General features: G+C 60.8%; 20 protein-coding genes. 16 read left to right on the forward strand and 4 right to left on the reverse strand.

Annotated elements, in window-relative coordinates:
- Nucleotides 1–123: 123 nt before the first annotated feature.
- Nucleotides 124–2,451: a heavy metal translocating P-type ATPase gene (locus BFP70_RS05440; RefSeq protein WP_066010358.1), complete on the reverse strand. Its 2,328-nt coding sequence runs from the start codon at nt 2,449–2,451 to the stop codon at nt 124–126.
- Between the two features lie 202 nt (nt 2,452–2,653).
- Here BFP70_RS05440 and BFP70_RS05450 point away from each other — a divergent pair, with 202 nt between their 5' ends.
- Nucleotides 2,654–3,409: a hypothetical protein gene (locus BFP70_RS05450; RefSeq protein ID WP_255356607.1), complete on the forward strand. Its 756-nt coding sequence runs from the start codon at nt 2,654–2,656 to the stop codon at nt 3,407–3,409.
- Between the two features lie 104 nt (nt 3,410–3,513).
- Here BFP70_RS05450 and BFP70_RS05455 read toward each other — a convergent pair whose 3' ends face one another.
- The 3 genes from BFP70_RS05455 to BFP70_RS05465 form a co-directional block, all read right to left on the reverse strand.
- Nucleotides 3,514–3,738 carry a hypothetical protein gene (locus tag BFP70_RS05455; protein ID WP_066010361.1) on the reverse strand — a complete coding sequence of 75 codons (225 nt, stop codon included), beginning with the start codon at nt 3,736–3,738 and terminating at the stop codon, nt 3,514–3,516.
- A 169-nt stretch (nt 3,739–3,907) separates the two neighbouring features.
- The gene (locus tag BFP70_RS05460) at nt 3,908–4,165 is read right to left on the reverse strand and encodes a helix-turn-helix transcriptional regulator (protein ID WP_066010362.1); all 258 of its coding nucleotides are present in this window, start codon (nt 4,163–4,165) and stop codon (nt 3,908–3,910) included.
- Nucleotides 4,166–4,289: 124 nt separating this feature from the next.
- Nucleotides 4,290–4,541, reverse strand: coding sequence for a hypothetical protein (locus BFP70_RS05465; RefSeq protein WP_369820187.1), 252 nt, complete (start codon nt 4,539–4,541; stop codon nt 4,290–4,292).
- Nucleotides 4,542–4,751: 210 nt separating this feature from the next.
- Between BFP70_RS05465 and BFP70_RS05470 the strand changes: the two genes are divergently transcribed.
- Genes BFP70_RS05470 through BFP70_RS05535 form a run of 15 tightly spaced genes read left to right on the forward strand, consistent with a single transcriptional unit; the run spans nt 4,752 to nt 16,253 of the window.
- On the forward strand, nt 4,752–5,120 hold the full coding sequence (locus BFP70_RS05470; RefSeq protein ID WP_066010363.1) for a hypothetical protein: 369 nt from the start codon (nt 4,752–4,754) through the stop codon (nt 5,118–5,120).
- A gap of 43 nt (nt 5,121–5,163) precedes the next feature.
- Nucleotides 5,164–5,784: a lytic transglycosylase domain-containing protein gene (locus BFP70_RS05475; RefSeq protein WP_066010364.1), complete on the forward strand. Its 621-nt coding sequence runs from the start codon at nt 5,164–5,166 to the stop codon at nt 5,782–5,784.
- Nucleotides 5,781–6,074, forward strand: a complete 294-nt coding sequence (locus tag BFP70_RS05480) for a TrbC/VirB2 family protein (RefSeq protein ID WP_066010365.1) — start codon at nt 5,781–5,783, stop codon at nt 6,072–6,074. The genes BFP70_RS05475 and BFP70_RS05480 overlap by 4 nt, the downstream gene beginning before the upstream one ends.
- Nucleotides 6,067–6,345, forward strand: coding sequence for a type IV secretion system protein VirB3 (locus tag BFP70_RS05485; RefSeq protein WP_066010407.1), 279 nt, complete (start codon nt 6,067–6,069; stop codon nt 6,343–6,345). Before BFP70_RS05480 ends, BFP70_RS05485 begins: the two co-directional genes overlap by 8 nt.
- Nucleotides 6,335–8,710 (forward strand): type IV secretion system DNA-binding domain-containing protein, encoded by a 2,376-nt coding sequence (locus tag BFP70_RS05490; protein ID WP_066010366.1) that lies wholly within the window; start codon nt 6,335–6,337, stop codon nt 8,708–8,710. The genes BFP70_RS05485 and BFP70_RS05490 overlap by 11 nt, the downstream gene beginning before the upstream one ends.
- A complete protein-coding gene (locus tag BFP70_RS20970; protein WP_176715499.1) occupies nt 8,707–8,874 on the forward strand; it encodes a hypothetical protein in 168 nt (55 codons plus the stop codon). Before BFP70_RS05490 ends, BFP70_RS20970 begins: the two co-directional genes overlap by 4 nt.
- A 55-nt stretch (nt 8,875–8,929) precedes the next feature.
- On the forward strand, nt 8,930–10,018 hold the full coding sequence (locus tag BFP70_RS05495) for a lytic transglycosylase domain-containing protein (protein ID WP_066010408.1): 1,089 nt from the start codon (nt 8,930–8,932) through the stop codon (nt 10,016–10,018).
- Entirely contained in the window at nt 10,018–10,827 is an 810-nt protein-coding gene (locus tag BFP70_RS05500; protein ID WP_066010409.1) for a type IV secretion system protein, read from the forward strand. The genes BFP70_RS05495 and BFP70_RS05500 overlap by 1 nt, the downstream gene beginning before the upstream one ends.
- Nucleotides 10,828–10,841: 14 nt before the next feature.
- Nucleotides 10,842–11,498 carry a virB8 family protein gene (locus BFP70_RS05505; protein WP_066010367.1) on the forward strand — a complete coding sequence of 219 codons (657 nt, stop codon included), beginning with the start codon at nt 10,842–10,844 and terminating at the stop codon, nt 11,496–11,498.
- Nucleotides 11,499–11,500: 2 nt separating this feature from the next.
- The gene (locus BFP70_RS05510) at nt 11,501–12,196 is read left to right on the forward strand and encodes a TrbG/VirB9 family P-type conjugative transfer protein (protein ID WP_066010368.1); all 696 of its coding nucleotides are present in this window, start codon (nt 11,501–11,503) and stop codon (nt 12,194–12,196) included.
- Nucleotides 12,193–13,572, forward strand: coding sequence for a TrbI/VirB10 family protein (locus tag BFP70_RS05515; protein ID WP_066010369.1), 1,380 nt, complete (start codon nt 12,193–12,195; stop codon nt 13,570–13,572). Before BFP70_RS05510 ends, BFP70_RS05515 begins: the two co-directional genes overlap by 4 nt.
- A 4-nt stretch (nt 13,573–13,576) precedes the next feature.
- Complete coding sequence (locus BFP70_RS05520) at nt 13,577–14,563, forward strand: ATPase, T2SS/T4P/T4SS family (protein ID WP_066010370.1); 987 nt, start codon at nt 13,577–13,579, stop codon at nt 14,561–14,563.
- A complete protein-coding gene (locus tag BFP70_RS05525) occupies nt 14,560–14,751 on the forward strand; it encodes a hypothetical protein (protein WP_066010371.1) in 192 nt (63 codons plus the stop codon). Before BFP70_RS05520 ends, BFP70_RS05525 begins: the two co-directional genes overlap by 4 nt.
- Nucleotides 14,751–15,164 carry a hypothetical protein gene (locus BFP70_RS05530; RefSeq protein ID WP_066010372.1) on the forward strand — a complete coding sequence of 138 codons (414 nt, stop codon included), beginning with the start codon at nt 14,751–14,753 and terminating at the stop codon, nt 15,162–15,164. Before BFP70_RS05525 ends, BFP70_RS05530 begins: the two co-directional genes overlap by 1 nt.
- Nucleotides 15,165–15,176: 12 nt before the next feature.
- On the forward strand, nt 15,177–16,253 hold the full coding sequence (locus BFP70_RS05535; RefSeq protein WP_066010373.1) for a type IV secretion system protein: 1,077 nt from the start codon (nt 15,177–15,179) through the stop codon (nt 16,251–16,253).
- Nucleotides 16,254–16,276 lie beyond the last annotated feature (23 nt).

Raw genomic sequence — 16,276 nt, forward strand, 5'->3', positions numbered from 1 at the left:
CGCTCGTCTTTCCGGCTTTCTCAGTGAACGCTTCCAGTGGCAAAGGTCAGCAACCTCATGCAGCAATACACGTTTTGCTGAAATGGAAGTATCGTCCAGCTTCACGTTCAATACGCGGATCGTCTAAAGCCTCAATCGCCGTAGTCTGAGCGCGTTCGCGATGACCGAGACCGACGAGAGGCTCATTGCGGCGGCGGCGAACATGGGCGACATCAACAGCCCGAATGCCGGGTAGAGCACGCCCGCAGCTAAGGGCACACCGAGCGTGTTGTAGGCAAAGGCCCAGAACAGGTTCTGGCGTATGTTACCGATCGTCGCCACGGCCAGCGTCCGTGCCTTGACGATACCGTTCAGATCGCCGCTCAAGAGAGTGATGCCCGCGCTTTCAACCGCCACGTCCGCACCCGTGCCCATGGCCAGGCCGACGTCCGCTGCGGCCAGAGCCGGTGCATCGTTGACACCATCGCCGGCCATGGCGACCTTTTTGCCATTCGCGTGCAACTCGTCCACCAGCGCCTTCTTGTCTTCCGGCAGAACTCCAGCCCGGACCTCGTCGATGCCGAGGAGCTGCGCCACGGCCCTTGCAGTGCGTTCGTTATCCCCCGTAGCCATGATTATCCGCAGGCCCGCCTCGTGCAGTTCCTTGATGACCTCGGCCGTCGTTTCCTTGATCGGGTCGGCGACGGCGACGATGCCGGACAGTTTTCCTTCTATGGCCACGAACATGGCCGTCTTGCCTTCGCTGCGCAGAACGTCTGCCGCCTCCTCTGCTGCGGAGGTGTCGAGGGACATGTCGCGCATCATCGCGGTGTTACCAAGCGCGACGGCGTGGCCCGAGACGGTTCCGCTCACACCCTTGCCGGTCACGGCTTCGAAGTTCTCGGCATTGCCGACTTTGATACCTCTCTCTTTCGCGCCTTCGACGATGGCCTCTGCCAGCGGGTGCTCAGAGCCTTTTTCCAAGGCAGCCGCGAGGCTCAGAATGGTTTCTTCGGTCTCGTCGCCCAGAGCGTTCACATCGGTCAGCTTCGGCTTGCCTTCGGTCAGGGTGCCGGTCTTATCGACGATCAGCGTATCGACCTTGGCCATGCGTTCCAGCGCTTCGGCATCCTTGATCAGGACACCCGCCTGTGCACCGCGCCCTGCAGCCGTCGTGATCGAGATCGGCGTCGCAAGGCCCAATGCACAGGGGCAGGCGATGATCAGCACTGACACCGCCGAGGCGATGGCAAAGACGAGCGCAGGTTCGGGCCCGAAGCCGAGCCAAGCGGCGAAGGAAAGGATGGCGACCACGACAACGGTCGGCACGAAATAGGAAGAAACCTTGTCCGCAAGCCCCTGGATCGGTGCGCGGGATCGCCGCGCGTTCGCGACCATCTCGACGATCTGGCTCAGCATCGTGTCGGCACCTACACGAGCGGCTTCTATGACAAGGGAGCCGTTCTTATTGATTGTGCCGCCAGTGACCGTATCGCCCGGACCTTTTTCGACCGGCAACGGCTCGCCAGTGATCATGCTCTCGTCGATGGATGACGTGCCGTCGACGACCTTGGCATCGACGGGGACCGCGTCGCCGGGGCGCACCCGCAACCGGTCGCCCTCCACAATGTTTTCCAGCGGCGCGTCATATTCCGTGCCGTCGGGCAGGATGCGCCGCGCCGTTTTCGGGGCCAGATCGAGCAGTGCCCGGATGGCATCGCCGGTCCGTTCCCGCGCCCGCAATTCCAAAACCTGTCCGACGAAAATCAGAGTGATGATAACGACGGCGGCTTCAAAATAGGTGCCGACTCCCGCGCCCATCCGGTAAGCCTCCGGAAACACGCCCGGAAGGAATGTGGCGACCAGCGAATAGATGTAGGCCGCGCCGACACCAAGCGCGATCAGCGTCCACATGTTGGGCGAGCGGTTCACGATCGACGCCCATCCCCGCACGAAAAACGGCTTCGCTGCCCACAACACGATAGGCGTCGCCAGCAGGAACTCGATGTATGTCGCCAGCCGATGTCCGATCAAGTCCCGGACCGGCAAACCGACCAGCTCCCCCATAGTCAGGATAACCAGAGGAACGGCTACGGCGGCACTGATCCACATCCGGCGGGTAAAGTCGGTCAGTTCTTCGCTGGGTTCATCCGACGGCACCATCGGTTCAAGCGCCATGCCGCAGATCGGACAGGCGCCGGGCTCGTCACGAACTATCTCGGGGTGCATTGGGCAGGTGTACTGAGTTCCGGCTTTCGGGGTCATGCTGTGATCCGATGCCGTACCTGAGGCATAGTAGATCGGATCGGCCTCGAACCTGGTCTGGCACTTATCGGAGCAGAAGTAGAAGGTTTCACCGTCATAATCCGCCTGACGGGCCTGCGGAGACATAGTGACGGACATGCCGCAAACTGGATCCTTGGCCTGATCGGATGACCGCTCTCGCGGGTGCGGTTCTGTTACCTGTATCATGCTCTAGCCCTCCGAAATGATGCCAATTCCTAAGATGGGGCTTCCAGCAACTGGAAGGTCAAGCTTGGATTGCTGATTAGCGAAGGAAAGCTGATTGATACTGCCAATATATTACATAATAAAACTTATGCGTGAATATACTTAGTGTTGCGATAGTATATTATCGTATGTATGCTGAATCCTGTCAAAAAGGGTCCTAAGCATGCGCTACCTATTCAGAAAGCTCCTCCCCTCGGTCGCAGTTGCCTTAACTGTGACAGGCCTTTCGCTGCCGATGCCCGTCCGCGCGCAGACATATCCGATCGATTGCGCGATCCTCTTGTGCTTGTCTGGCGGCTGGCCTGCTTCCGTTCCTTGCGCCCGAGCACGCGCCGAATTCATTCGGCGGATTACGCCCTGGCCAGTGGAACCGCCGCTCCAAATCTGGCGCTGTCCCATGGGCGCGTCCTATGAGACCTCTCCAGCATCAAACAATACAGACCGCATCTTTGAAGCATTCTTCCAAACCAATAGCGCAAAACCGCGCCAATCATTCGCTGCGCACGACTTAGCCGACCTTTATGAGCCAATAGAGGCCGCTTGGCGCACTCCAGACGCCCCAGACTACCTTGTTCCCGCCGAGCAGGCCCTCCGGCTCGTTCAAGATCGCGCGGACATTGATATCAGCGGACCTGAGTTCAACTTCGTGCGGTCCATCCGCGTCTTTGACGTGCGTTATGCGCGCCAGCAGGAATCCGGGCGAGATAGCGACTGCAACCGCAGCGCCGTCGTTGTCCTTGGCACCTACGGGATCCAAGGCGATTTTTCTTGGCGGGCGTCGTCACCCGCAGCGCTTCCCGCTGCGCATGCCGGTCTAGAGCGATGGGGCGAGCGCTGCCCCAGTATATATCACAAATCCGTCTTCGTGGAGTGGCGTGATTATAGTGGGAACTATGGCTTTGAGCAGGTCAATTACTGACTGTTGAGCCGCAGCGACGTCGTGCAAAGCCTTGTCCGAAATCATAACTGCAATATAGGCGCACGCACACAATCTACGGTCATAAAGGCCATATTCTTCCCGTTTCAGTCGTTGCGGCAAGGCAGCTGTGTGAGAGACGCGAAGTCTATTTCGACTTTGTCAGCATCACATAGATCCGGGTAAATTTTTGAGACGCGCTGTGGGCCATGCAAATCCCAACGGACCGCAAGCGCACCTGTGTTCCAGCGATAAACCCAGCCGACAACGCTGTTCTCATCGGCTGCAATCAAATTGGCAATTGCGACACCTTCGACCTTATCTTCATTCACTGTCTATAAATTTCCTGCAAATGGGCTTTGCGGATCGCAGCGTGGGTTTTAAAATCGTGTGCTGCAGCTCCATGCCGGTTTTCGTTAAATTAGTTAGCCGCTCCTCCTTGCGGCATCGATACTCACATAGGGAGAAGTCAGTTCCCGCGTTTTCGATTAATGAAATTGCTCAAATCCGGTGGTCGGGCTCCGTGGCGGCTTCAACGACCGCCAGAACCTGGAAGGGGTCAAAGCCAATGGCACGGGCGAGGACGACCAGTTCGACGACGTCGACCCGGCGCTGGCCGCTTTCAATGCGCGCCACGAGGGATTGATGGCACTTGAGCTTGACCGCCAAGTCCTCCTGACCGAGGCCCGCCTTGATGCGAGCGTCGACCAATGCTTGGCAGAGTGCCACCTGTCCCGTGCTTCTGATTGTCTTTGCCACGCGTCACATACCTTTTGTGACGTCGCTAGCGGATGAAATCTGCTATCTAAAAAATAGATATATGAGGATGTTATCGGCATCTGGTTTTCAAGGGCTGCATGTCTAATACTTCCTGGGCAGCCCATCAATTCCCCACCAGTTGCAGAAATCGGCCATAGTCCTCGCTGACTTCACGCGCTTCCTCGAACGCACGGGCACGCTCACCGTCGAGGCAACGGAAGTAGCTCTGAATATCTTGGATGTAGTTTTCGAAATCGCCACGGATGATGTCCGCATAGTCCCGCGCCGCCTGCGAATCGCTTGGCAGGACAGGACGGGCCGGGGCGAAGCAGGATTCCGCCAAAACCGGCCCGGGAACGCAGATTAGAAGGACTATAGCTTGCAATGGGAGCAGGCATGTCAACCTTGGGTTTCTCAAACCTGTTATCTCCTTGATCGCGGACACTGGCCGTGACTAGTGTTTGCGTGACCAAACTACAGCTAAAGCACGATATTACATCTTGCGGTTAATAGTATACTATCGTAACTCTGGGCTTCAAGTGGGAATGCCTGGGGTCGCGCCATTGGAGAAAGCGTGAGCCGGGCCATGAACTGGGACATCGAAGCACCAAATGTGGTTACGGAAGCCAGGTTCCGCGAGCTCGTGGAAAGCGGCTATAGCACAGAAATCCTGTGCCAGGAGTCGGCACATAAGAAAGGCCCCAGCTATTACGGGGTCTGGATCATGCGCGTGGTCTCTGATGACGGCGTGGAAAAGCTCCTCGTCACCGCCCGCACGCGGACGACCTACAACGATATCAAGATCCGCGAGTTCAAGACGATCTCCGGCGTGGTGTCATTCTTCATTGGCCTTGGCTTTGCGCATGTCGACCTGCCGCTTGAGGCGGGTACGAGCCGCACGCATAAACTCGCCCCGCCAGACAAAGCCCCATCAGACAAGGGCGCTGGCAACTAACCTTGTCTGCCTCTGGCTGGTCGCCGCGCCAGCCTCAGCGCAAATGGTCCTGGTCATGGAGAGCGACGGCTCTCTGACCCCATCCCGGTCTCAGAGCGGTTTTGCCCGGAACTACAATGACGGCGTTGGTCAGGGATCGGCGTCCGATGGTCTGGCCATTCTTGGTGAGACTGAAGCGGCATCCGAGCCTGACGCGCTGAGGTTTGCGGCGTTCGCCCAACCAGCACCCCTGCCCCGCGCAGACGTCCTCTCGGGCATCGAGGCAACGGCCTTGCGCTATGCCGGCCACCCCGGCCTGCGTCGCGCGGAGCTTTCCGTCACGGATTGGCTGGCTCTCTACCGGGCCAATATCGAGGTTGAGAGCGCCTACCGGCAGGATGCGGTCTCCCGCGCGGGTGCTATCGGCCTTGGCCAGCTAATGCCCGCCACTGCCCGTGATCTCGGCGTTGACCCACGTGATCCGCTGCAGAACCTCGACGGCTCCGCCCGCTACCTCGCGATGATGCTGGAGACGTTCGGCGATCCGCATCTGGCGCTGGCGGCCTACAACGCGGGACCCGACGCCGTGCGTCAATACGGCGGCATCCCCCCTTACCAAGAAACCCAGAACCACGTGGCGCGCGTCATGGCCGTCGTGGCCCGATTGGAAGGATCAAATTCATGAAACAAATTTCAAACCTCTTTATCGCCTCGCTGGCGCTATTCCTGCTGATTGCCGAGCCCGCCCTTGCACAGAGCATCGATCTGTCCCCGATCCAAAGCTTGTTGCAAGGCATTGTCGATGCGCTGACCGGACCTCTTGGTGTGGTCATCGCCACGCTTGCGGTCCTTGGCGTTTTCTTGAGCTGGTTCTTCAACATCATCGACCTGCGCCAAGCGCTCTGGGTGCTGGTCGGCATCGCCGGCGTCGCCGCCGCCCCCACCATCGTTGCCGCGGTCTTTGCCGGTGGCTGAGCGCGCGCCTCTCTTTCTCGGCCTCGTGCGCCCGCCAAAGCTTCTGGGCCTGCCCATCATGTATGCGATGGTCTGGCTCTTCGGTTCGGTGCTCTTGTTCGTCTGGGTCCAGCACATCGGGGTGCTGGGCGTGGCCGTCCTGCTCTATCCGGTGCTGTGGAAGGCCGCGGATTGGGACCCGCGCTTCATAGATGTGATGATGACAGCCCTGCAGGAGACACCGCCCACGCGAAACCGCAGCATCCATGGCGGAGACAGCTATGCCCCGTGATGAAGCCCGTAATGTTGCGTTCGACCTCCGTACGATGACGCCGGACTGGTATGCGCGCGAGGCCCGCCTCGCGCATATGCTGCCCTATGTGAGCCTCGTTGACGACCAGACCGTGCGGACCCGGGTGAACGAACTCTTCCGCTGCATCCGGCTCGAGGGGATCAACAGCTACACGACGGACGATGCCTATCTCGACAAGGTGACGGCGCTTTTTGCCCGCATCGTCGCGCAACTTGGGCCGGAATTCAGCTATTACGTCCACAAGGTCTCCAAGGCCATCAAACCTGATCTCGACCCCATCCGTGAGGACAGCTTCGCAGGCGAGGTCGACCGGCGCTGGCGCGCGAAACTCGAGACCAGCGGGCTACGCGACAAGACGCTGACGCTCACCGTCATTCACCGCCCGCCCCCGAAAAGCCTCCTGCCGTTCCTCAGCCGCAGCGCGCCGGACCGACTGAAGGAGGAGACCCGCAAACGCCTGCAGCGCCTCGGTGAGGCCGTGGACATCTTCCTCTCGGGGCTTACCGAGCTCAAGCCGCGCCTGCTGTCAGCCGGATCGGGAGAGTTGGTGGGATTTTTGGGCGCGCTCAACACAGGCACCGAGCTGCCGCTCTACCCGGCAAACACCTACGGCTTTTTGTCCTTCAACGTCGCCAATACCCGCGTAACGTTTCACGGCGACCATTTCGAGCTTTCCGAAGGCGTCGTGGGCCATCGCTACGGCAAGAGTTTCACCATCGGGGAATACTCGGAAGGCACCTCCTGCACCATGTTCGACATGCTGAACCTGCCGGTGGACATGATCGTGACGCACTCCTTCACGCCGATCAATTCGAACCTCATGGCGGGCCGCATCAAGCGGCAAAAGCGCCAGATGCAGGCCAGCCAGGACGCAGCCCTCTCGCTCCTGGAAGCCCTCGACATCGCCGCCGATGATCTCGAGGCCAAGCGCCAAAGCTTCGGCGAGCATCACATGGTTGTGACGCTCTTTTGCGAAACGCTCGAAGAGCTGCAAACGCTCAGCGCCGAGATCGTGAACGCCGCCGCGACTGAGGGCGTGAAGATGATTGGCGAGCGGGTCGCGGCCAAGGCGCATTACCTCAGCCAGCACCCCGGCAACCAGCCAAAGCGCGTCCGCGCCAGCGCCGTCACCAACCGCAACTTCGCGGATTTTGCGGCCTTCCACCGGACACAGCTCGGCAAACCTGCAGCACTTACCTCCTGGGGCCAGGTCGTCACATATTTGCCCACGCCGGAGCAGAGCGCCTACCGGTTTTCCTATCACGAGCAAGGCTCGCCCGACAAAGAACCGACCAGCGGCCATACCCTGATCATGGGACGACCCGGGTCGGGCAAATCGGTGCTGTCCGCCTTCCTGATGACCCAAGCCCGTCGCGCAGGGGCGCGGATCTTCGTCTTCGATTACCGTTTTGGCATGGAGATGGCGGTGCGCGCCAATGGCGGGCGCTACGCCTCCCTGAAAGCCGGCCAGCCCACCGGTCTCAACCCGCTCTGGACAGAGACCGATGCGCGCGGCACCGCTTGGCTTTCCGATTGGCTGGGCACCCTGCTCTACCGCGCCGACAAACCCCTGACCCCGGCGCAGACCAACCGCATCCAGGAGGTCGTGCGCCAGAATGCCCAGGCCACCAATCCGGCCCTGCGGAACTGGCGGGATTTCGCATCGCTTTTTGTGTCCACCGATGATGGCGGCGATCTGCACCAGCGCCTGCTCGAGTGGACCGAAGACGGCCGCTATGGCTGGATCTTCGGGCAGAGCCTTGAGGACACTTTTTCGCTCAAAGGCGATGTCGTGGGCTTCGATCTGACCGGCATTCTCGACAGCGAGGCCGACAAGGAACGGATGGCGGTCCTCTCCTATCTCTTCCGCCGGGTCGAGCGAGAGATCGAGGATCGCCGCCCCACCATCATCGTGATCGACGAGGCCTGGAAGGCGCTCGACAACGCATATTTCGCCGAACGGCTGTCGAACTGGCTGGTGACCGCGCGCAAGCAGAACACCGTCGCGGTGATGATGACGCAATACGCAAGCCAGCTTGAGCGGACCCGGACCGGCAAGACCATCGTCGAGGCGGTGCCGACGCAAATCCTGCTCCCCAATATCCGCGCGCAGCCTGCGGATTACGCCATGCTGAACCTGACGGAGAAGGAGCTCGACGTCCTTCTCAACACCGGCAGCAATAGCCGCCTCGCACTGATCCGCGACGATCAGGGCTCAATCGTCGTCGATGCCGATCTGAGCGCCCTTGGGCCCACTCTCACCATCCTTGGGGGCATGGAAAAGGGCGAAGCGCTTGTCGGCGCCGATTACCGCACCCGCCCAGATTTTTGGAGGCTTTCATGATCCGTATTCTTGTCGCTTTGGCTGCGCTCGGCGCTTTAGCCTCCTGCGCCCAGTACAAGGAACCGCAGGCCAATTGCTTCACCTTCTTGGCCTCGACAGCCCCTGTCGCGCCTGATTGCACCTTCACCCCTCTAGATGCGCCGGAGGGCGACATTGAAGTCTAGCCTGCCTCATATCCTCGCATTTTGCTTGCTGCCCGGTCTCGGCATCGCCCAAGGCGTGCCGACCAATGACAGTGGGCTGACCGCGCGTGATATCGTCGAGACCGGCGATCGCGAAGCAGACTTGGCTGTTCAGGCCGACAAGCTTGCAGTGCGCGAACTCATCGCCGAGATCGAACGGGAGCAGCTGGAAACCCTCCGACGCATCCTCGATGCCCAGACCAGCTTCGGCGGTCAGGGCTTGCCGGCTATGGTCTCGGGGCTGGAAAGCGGCAGCGGCGATCCCGACCGGTCAGTCGAGGCGGTCTATGGCACGGGTGACATTGATCCCAATCCCGGCGGTGCGCAGATGTTCGGGGATGCGGCGGAAAACATCGAGCAGCTCATTATCCGCGTGGCTCAGGAGACCAGCGGCTTTGCCGGCGTTGGCCGCGCGGGCCTCTCCCCGGTCCAATGGCGCGCACTCCTACAGGCGCTCATCTGGCAGGAAAGCCGGTTCACGATTGGCGCCCGCTCACCCGTCGGCGCCTTTGGCCTCACCCAGATCATGCCCGGTACCGCCAGCGATCTCGGCATTAACCCGGAATATTACGACAGCCCCTATCTGCAGGTGCATGGCGGCGCGCGCTACCTCGCGACCCAGCTCAACACATTCGATGGCAACATCATCAACGCCCTCGCGGCCTATAACGCCGGACCCGGCCGGGTTTTTGAGTATGGCGGCGTGCCACCCTTCCGCGAGACTAGAGCCTACGTGTCGGTCATTCCTGAACGCTACAATCTCTATCTAAGCCGTATCGGCGGGATCGATGCGCTTGGCACGATCGATCCGGCGCTTCTCGCCAATGCCAACCTCTCGCTCACGGGTCATGGGGCGGCCTTTTATGGCAGCAACTCACCCGCCGCGATCCGCCAAGCCGCCCTGCGCATTTCCGACATCGTCGAACGGATTTCCGAGACTGAAGACGTACAGGAAAGCATCGCACTCAACACCTATGCCCGCGCCGAACTCGTGCGCCTCGTCGCTGCACGCATCCGGCTTCAGGCGGCACGCACCCGCGTCCTTTCTGCCGAGGAGCTGGCCCTGGCCAGCGCCCGCATGGCCGAAGGCGCGTTCATGGATTTTACGATCAGGGAGTTTGAATGATGGGACATCTGCTCTTGAGGACAGCTTTGGCCACGACACTTGGAGTTGGCTTGCAGTTCAGCGCCCTACCCCCTGCCGCAGCACAAGGCGTACCCGTCGTCGACCCCCAGAATATCGCGCAAAACATCCAGCAGCTCCGGCAGATGATCGAAGACGAGATCCTGCAAAACGAGCAGCTAACGCAGCTCCGCGAACAGCTTGCCACGCTCACGGACCAACTCGCGGAGCTGCAAAAAACTTATGAAGCACTCACCCGCCTTGCCGAGCTTCCCGTGATCATCCGCACGGAAATGGAAGACGAGTTGAACGGCCTGCTCGACCAAGAGTTCGGCGACATCCTCGCCACGATTGAGGCGATCAAGACTGGGGATTTCTCGGGCCTCTCGGGCTCCGGCGCAGGCGAGATCGAAACCCAGATGGACCGCGTTCTGGCCGACCTCGGCTTTGACGAGGACACCCTCTCGGAAATGGCCACGAGCGGAAATCCCGGAGCCAACCGCGTGGCGACGCAGGCAACAACCGGCGCGCTCGTCTCAGCCGCCGCCCAGAACAGCTATGAAGATGCCGGCCAATCGCTCGAGCGGGTCGACCGTCTTGTGGGGCTTATCGACGACATGGACGAACTCAAGGAAAGCATCGATCTCAACACGCGCGTGACCGCGGAGCTCGCCATTGCGCTGGTCGCCATGTGGCAGCTCGAAGCCATCCAGACCGTGGGCGATGGCACGGGAGGCGTGATCGATGCCGCCACCATCGCCGAAGAGCAGCGCTTCATGGATTTCACCTTGCCGGACCTGCGGGCCGAGTAATCGCGGGGGCATGAATGGTGACGACTGAACAAGAATTCATCGAGGAAGAACTGGTCTACGGTGCCCTGCGCCGTGAACGGCTTTGGCAACGCTTGGGTCTCTTTGGCCTTGTCTTCGGCATCATCGGCTGTCTGAGTGCCGCGGCTGTCTCGATTCTCGATGTCGACCCGCCCCCCGTCGTTGTCCCCTATGATCCCGCCACCGGCTTTGCGCTCCCTGAGGCATCAGTCGGCGCCTCCTCGGTGACCGCCAACCAGGCGATCATCGAGGCGGAGGTGTTCCGCTATGTGACCGACCGGGAGGTCTACAACCAGCTCGACAACGATCTGCGCATCCGCAACGTCCTGCGCCGCTCGGACGGAGCTGCCGAGAGCGGGCTGCGCCAGATCTGGAACAGCGCCAATGAGAACTACCCGCCGACGGTCTATGGCCCCAATGCCCGGCTCGACGTGGAAATCCTCAGCATCAACCGGATCGGAACCAACCGCGCCACGGTCCGCCTGCGCAAGCGCCTGACGTCTATCAATGGCGTTCAGACAGGCCTCTTCACTGCCACGCTTCTCTTCGAGTTCCGCCCCGAGACCCGCCGCTCCATCGATGAGGTCTGGACCAACCCCTTCGGCTTCACGGTCCTCGAATATTCCATCCGCTCCGACAGATTGGAGAATTGAATTTGTTCCCCGCTCGACTTTTCATATTGCTGATTGCCCTGTTGCCCGGCCTTGCTTTCGCCGAAGCCATCCCGCGTGGCGGGACCAATGACAATCGGGTGCGGCTGGCAACATATCAAGAAGGTCAGGTCTACCGCCTCAGCGTGTCGCTCACCCATGTGACCACGGTCGAGTTCGGGGGAGGCGAGAGCATCCGCTCGATCATTGCGGGCGACACGGAAGGCTTCGAGATCGACGGCGTACCCGGCGGTCAGGCCTTCGCGATCAAGCCGGTGGCGCGCGGGGTGCATACCAATGTGACCGTCTACACGAACAGGCGCAGTTATTACTTTAACGTCCAGGAGACCCGCAGTCCGACCTTTTACGTGGTCCAGTTCCGCTACCCCGAAGACAATACGCGGCCCACACGTGCCATCGCGGCCCAAGCGCCGAACTATAATTACGCTGCCAGCGCGCGGACCGAGTTCACCCCCACCCGTGTCTGGGATGACGGGACGTTTACGTATTTCGAATTTCCGCGGAACGCGCCGGTGCCTGCGATCTTCCGCTACGCCAATGGCCGTGAGCGCACGGTCAACACGCAAGCCACCGAGGACGGCGTGATCCGGGTTTCTGGCGTGAACCGACAATGGGTGCTGCGGATCGGGGAGGAGGTGGTCTGCATCGAGGCCACACCACCTGCGGGGGTAGGCTCATGAGCGATACTGGAAACGCAGACCTCGAGAAACGCCTCGCTGCTCTAGAACAAGGCAAGGGCGCTGGTTCGCCCCCTGCCCCACGGCGCTCACCGCTGCTCGCTTTGGTCGTCGTCCTCGTGATCGGCGCGGGCGGTGCGTTGCTCTATCTCATGTCCCAACCCGAGGAAGAGGAAGCCCTTCCCACGGCCACGCCGGACGTGTTCCAGAACGAAGGCGACGGGTTCGGCGCCATCGAGACCTTGCCCCCGCCCGAGCCCGAGGTTGTGTTCGTCGCACCCGATCCGGTGGAACCGAACGCCGAGCTTTTGGCGCAACTCGCCGCCCTTCAGACCCAGATCGAGGAGTTGCGCAACACGCCCGAACCGGTGGTCGAAGAAGATACCGCTGCCGCCGAAGCGATCGATGCGCTGACCGCCCAGATCGCCGCCCTGCAGTCCGCCTCTGAAGCCGCGCAACAGCAGTTCCGAGACGAGCTCACCGCACGTGATCGGGAGTTGGAGCAAATCCGCATGGACCTCGAACTTGCGCAACTCGAAGCCAATCGCCCTGCCCCCGCGCCCATCGGCCCCACCGAGGACGAATTGAGCGCGCGGGAAGAAGAGCGACTGCGCCGCGAGGAAGAAGCAAGACGTCTCGCGGAACTTGAACGCCGCGCGGCCGAGGAACGGGCGTTTCAGGAACGCCGCATCACCTCGCCCACCATCGCCTTTGGCGGCACCTCAGGCGCAAATGAAACTGCTTTGACCGAACGGACTTTTGGGGAAGTGACGGATTTTGTGCTGAACGGCGCGCTGCCCACTTCGGTGACACAGGCAGAAGTCATCGCCAATCCCTCCAACACGATCATCCAGGGCACCATGATCCAGGCCGTCATGGAAACCGCGCTCGACAGCTCCCTGCCCGGCCAGACCCGGGCCGTTGTTTCCGAAGACGTGTTCAGTTTCGATGGCGCGCGCCTCCTGATCCCGCGCGGGTCCCGTCTTATCGGGCGTTATCGCTCCGGCGTCGATATCGCGCAGCGCCGGGTCACCATCGCCTGGGACAGGATCATTCTGCCCGACAATCAAACCATCCAGATCAGCTCCTTCGGGGGTGATGAACTGGGCCGCTCAGGTGTCACCGGCTTTGTCGATACCCGCTTCGATGAGCGCTTCGGCTCGGCGGCGCTGATTTCGCTGATCTCCGCCGCGCCAAGCGCCGCTGCAGCAAATGTTCAGGACGAGACCACGGCGGACGTGCTCGAAGACGTGGGCGATGATCTGGCCGATGCCACGGACAGCGTGATTGGCGACTACCTCTCTATCGGTCCCGTCATCTATGTCGACCAGGGCGCGCGCGTCACGGTGATGGTCGACCGCGATCTGGAGATTTTCTAAGCCCATGTCTCTGAGCTATCTCCAGACCTCGCTTGATCGGATTGAAGCCGCCGCCCGCGACGATGCCATCGAGATCTGCATCAACCCCGACGGCACCTGCTGGGGAGAATTCCAGGGCGATCACTTCATGCGAAAGCTGGACCAGGAGTTGACAGCAACAGAAGTGAAGGACCTCGGCAATCAGATCGCCTCTTCCGCCAACACGACAATGAGCAAGGATCGCCCGATCGTTTCGGTCTCGATCACCTACAAGGGGCGACCGATCCGGGCGCAGGTGATCACACAACCCGCTGTGCTAACTGCCATGTCGATCAGTCTGCGGTTCTTCTCAAGCCTGCCGCTTGACGGGATTGCGCTGGATTTCCTTTTTGGCAAAGAACGCAAGCTCGAAGAACTCCGCCTCGAGAAAACCCGGGAATTGCGCGAGGTCGTGGCGTCTGGCGTCATCGACGATGCGCTGGCCTTCTGCGTAGACAACAAGCTTAACATGATCGTCTCGGGCGGTACTTCCACCGGCAAGACTGTCGCCGCGCGGAAGATCCTCTCTCATGTACCATCCGAGGAACGCATCGTCACCATCGAGGAAGCAGCCGAGCTTCTGCCGACCCAGCCAAATGCCGTGACCCTCATCGCCAACCGGGATGCGGAATTCCAGACCGCCGATGTGCTTCTCACCGCCACGCTGCGCATGCGCCCCGACCGGATCATCCTGGGCGAGGTGCGCGGCAAGGAGGCCATGACCTTCCTCGAGGCCATCAACACCGGCCATGGCGGGTCCATGACCACGCTGCATGCCGAAACCCCGCAACTGGCCGTGCAGCGGCTCGCGATCGCCGCACTGAAGACCGAGATCCCGATGACCCATGCCGACATGATCCAGTACATCGAGAATTCCATCGACGTGATCATCCAGGCAGGCCGGCATGACGGCAAACGCGGCATCACGGAATTCTACCTCCCCGGCGCTAATGAGATTGGAACTTCCCTATGAAGACCTTTGAATACGTTATCCTGTCCTTTCCCATGACCCGCAAGACCAGTCTTGCCGACATGAAAGCCGACCTGAATATGAAGGGGGCCGAAGGCTGGGAGGTGGTGTCGATCAGCTCCTCGGAATTCGCCAATGTCGGGCACACGGTGTTTCTGAAGCGCGAAACGACAGCTGGCGGCGCGGTCTGATGAAACGTCGCGGGATCGATACCACTTTCTTCACTTTGGCTCTGTTGCTGGCGGCGTCACCCTCCTCAGCCGAGCGCAACCTGGTCCCGAGCCTTGAGCGCAGTTTTGATGTTTGCCCGGACAGACCACTGGAGACCGAATGGATGCAAAAAATACCATTGCGCCAAGCCTATCAGCGCGTGCTGGTCCAGGACATCTACCGCGCCCAGAACCTCGAGCGCATCGTCGAGACCGATAGCTGTGGCTGTGAAATCCGGTTCCCGTCCTGGGACGCTGCCGAGGCGGTGTTTCGGGAAAGGTACGCGAGTGACGAACGATGGGAGATGCTGCAAGCCTCGGACGCCTACAACCGCCGCGCCAACGGTGCTCGCCCTGCCGCCAAGGCCATCTGCGAAGCAGCAGGCAATTGGTAAGGCTGATCTCCGATGAGCGTCGTCACCTATTTCGTTGAAACCTCCCAGGGCTATCTCGACACCGCCGCCGAAACCCAGTTCGGGTCGGTCGCGGCAACGGTGGGCTCACTTCTGGTACTGGGAACAACGCTCGTGGTGATCCTCGTCTTCCTGAACATGATCTACCAGTACAAGGCGATGGACGGGCGCACGGCCTTTTGGCTCGCGGTCAAGATCGGGCTCATCGGGATATTTGCAACCAACTGGGTGCAGTTCAACGCCTTCTCCTCCGCCATCCTGGCCGGGATCGACAGCATTGCAGGGGCGCTCGTGGCTTCGGTCGGCGGTGGAACTCCTGGCCCTTCTGGAACTTTCGCCGAAGAGTTTGACCGGCTGATCGCGGAACTAGGGGACTATCTCAACGCCGCCGGGTCAGAGTTGAACTGGATGGCCGGCGCCATGCTCGACATTGTCGGGGTCCTCTTGCTCTCGATACTCGGCGGGCTGGCCGCCTTCATCCTTGTGGCATCCCGCCTGATGATCGCACTTCTAATCGGGATCGCGCCGGTGATGATCTTCCTCACCCTCTTCGAGGTGACTAAAGATTACTTCGCACGCTGGCTGTCGGCACTGGTTTCCTTCGCACTCTACCCAATCGTCGTCGCAGGGGTGTTCGCAACGATCACTGGCGTCTCTTCCGCTCTGATCGGTGAGCTTGGCGACCCGGAAGGGGCTTCAAACATAGGCGCGCTCATCCCCTTCTTCATGATGGTCCTCATGGCCAAGGGCTTCATCATTGCCACGCCCTTCATCGTCCGCGCGATCTCCGGAAACATCATGATGCCCGCCCTCTCCGGTGGTCTCGGCGGTGGCTACAGCTTTGCCCGCGCCGCAATGGGCAGCCAGCAGGCATACAACCGCTACCTGATCGGTGGGGCAAGCAGCGCAGAATACGCAGCTCTCCGGGCCCGGCAATTCTTCGGTGTGCAGCAGATGCCTGTGCGGCAGGGGATGGGTCAGACGGGTCAGGCAAGCGGCACAGCGTCACCAGGGACCGGGTCCCAGATGCTGGCGCAACTGGCTAGGCTTGGAAGGTTGGGGCGACGGTGATGACGTTTTGTTTTGCAAGGCTA

The sequence above is a fragment of the Thioclava sp. SK-1 genome, from assembly GCF_001705665.1.
Lineage (GTDB): Bacteria > Pseudomonadota > Alphaproteobacteria > Rhodobacterales > Rhodobacteraceae > Thioclava.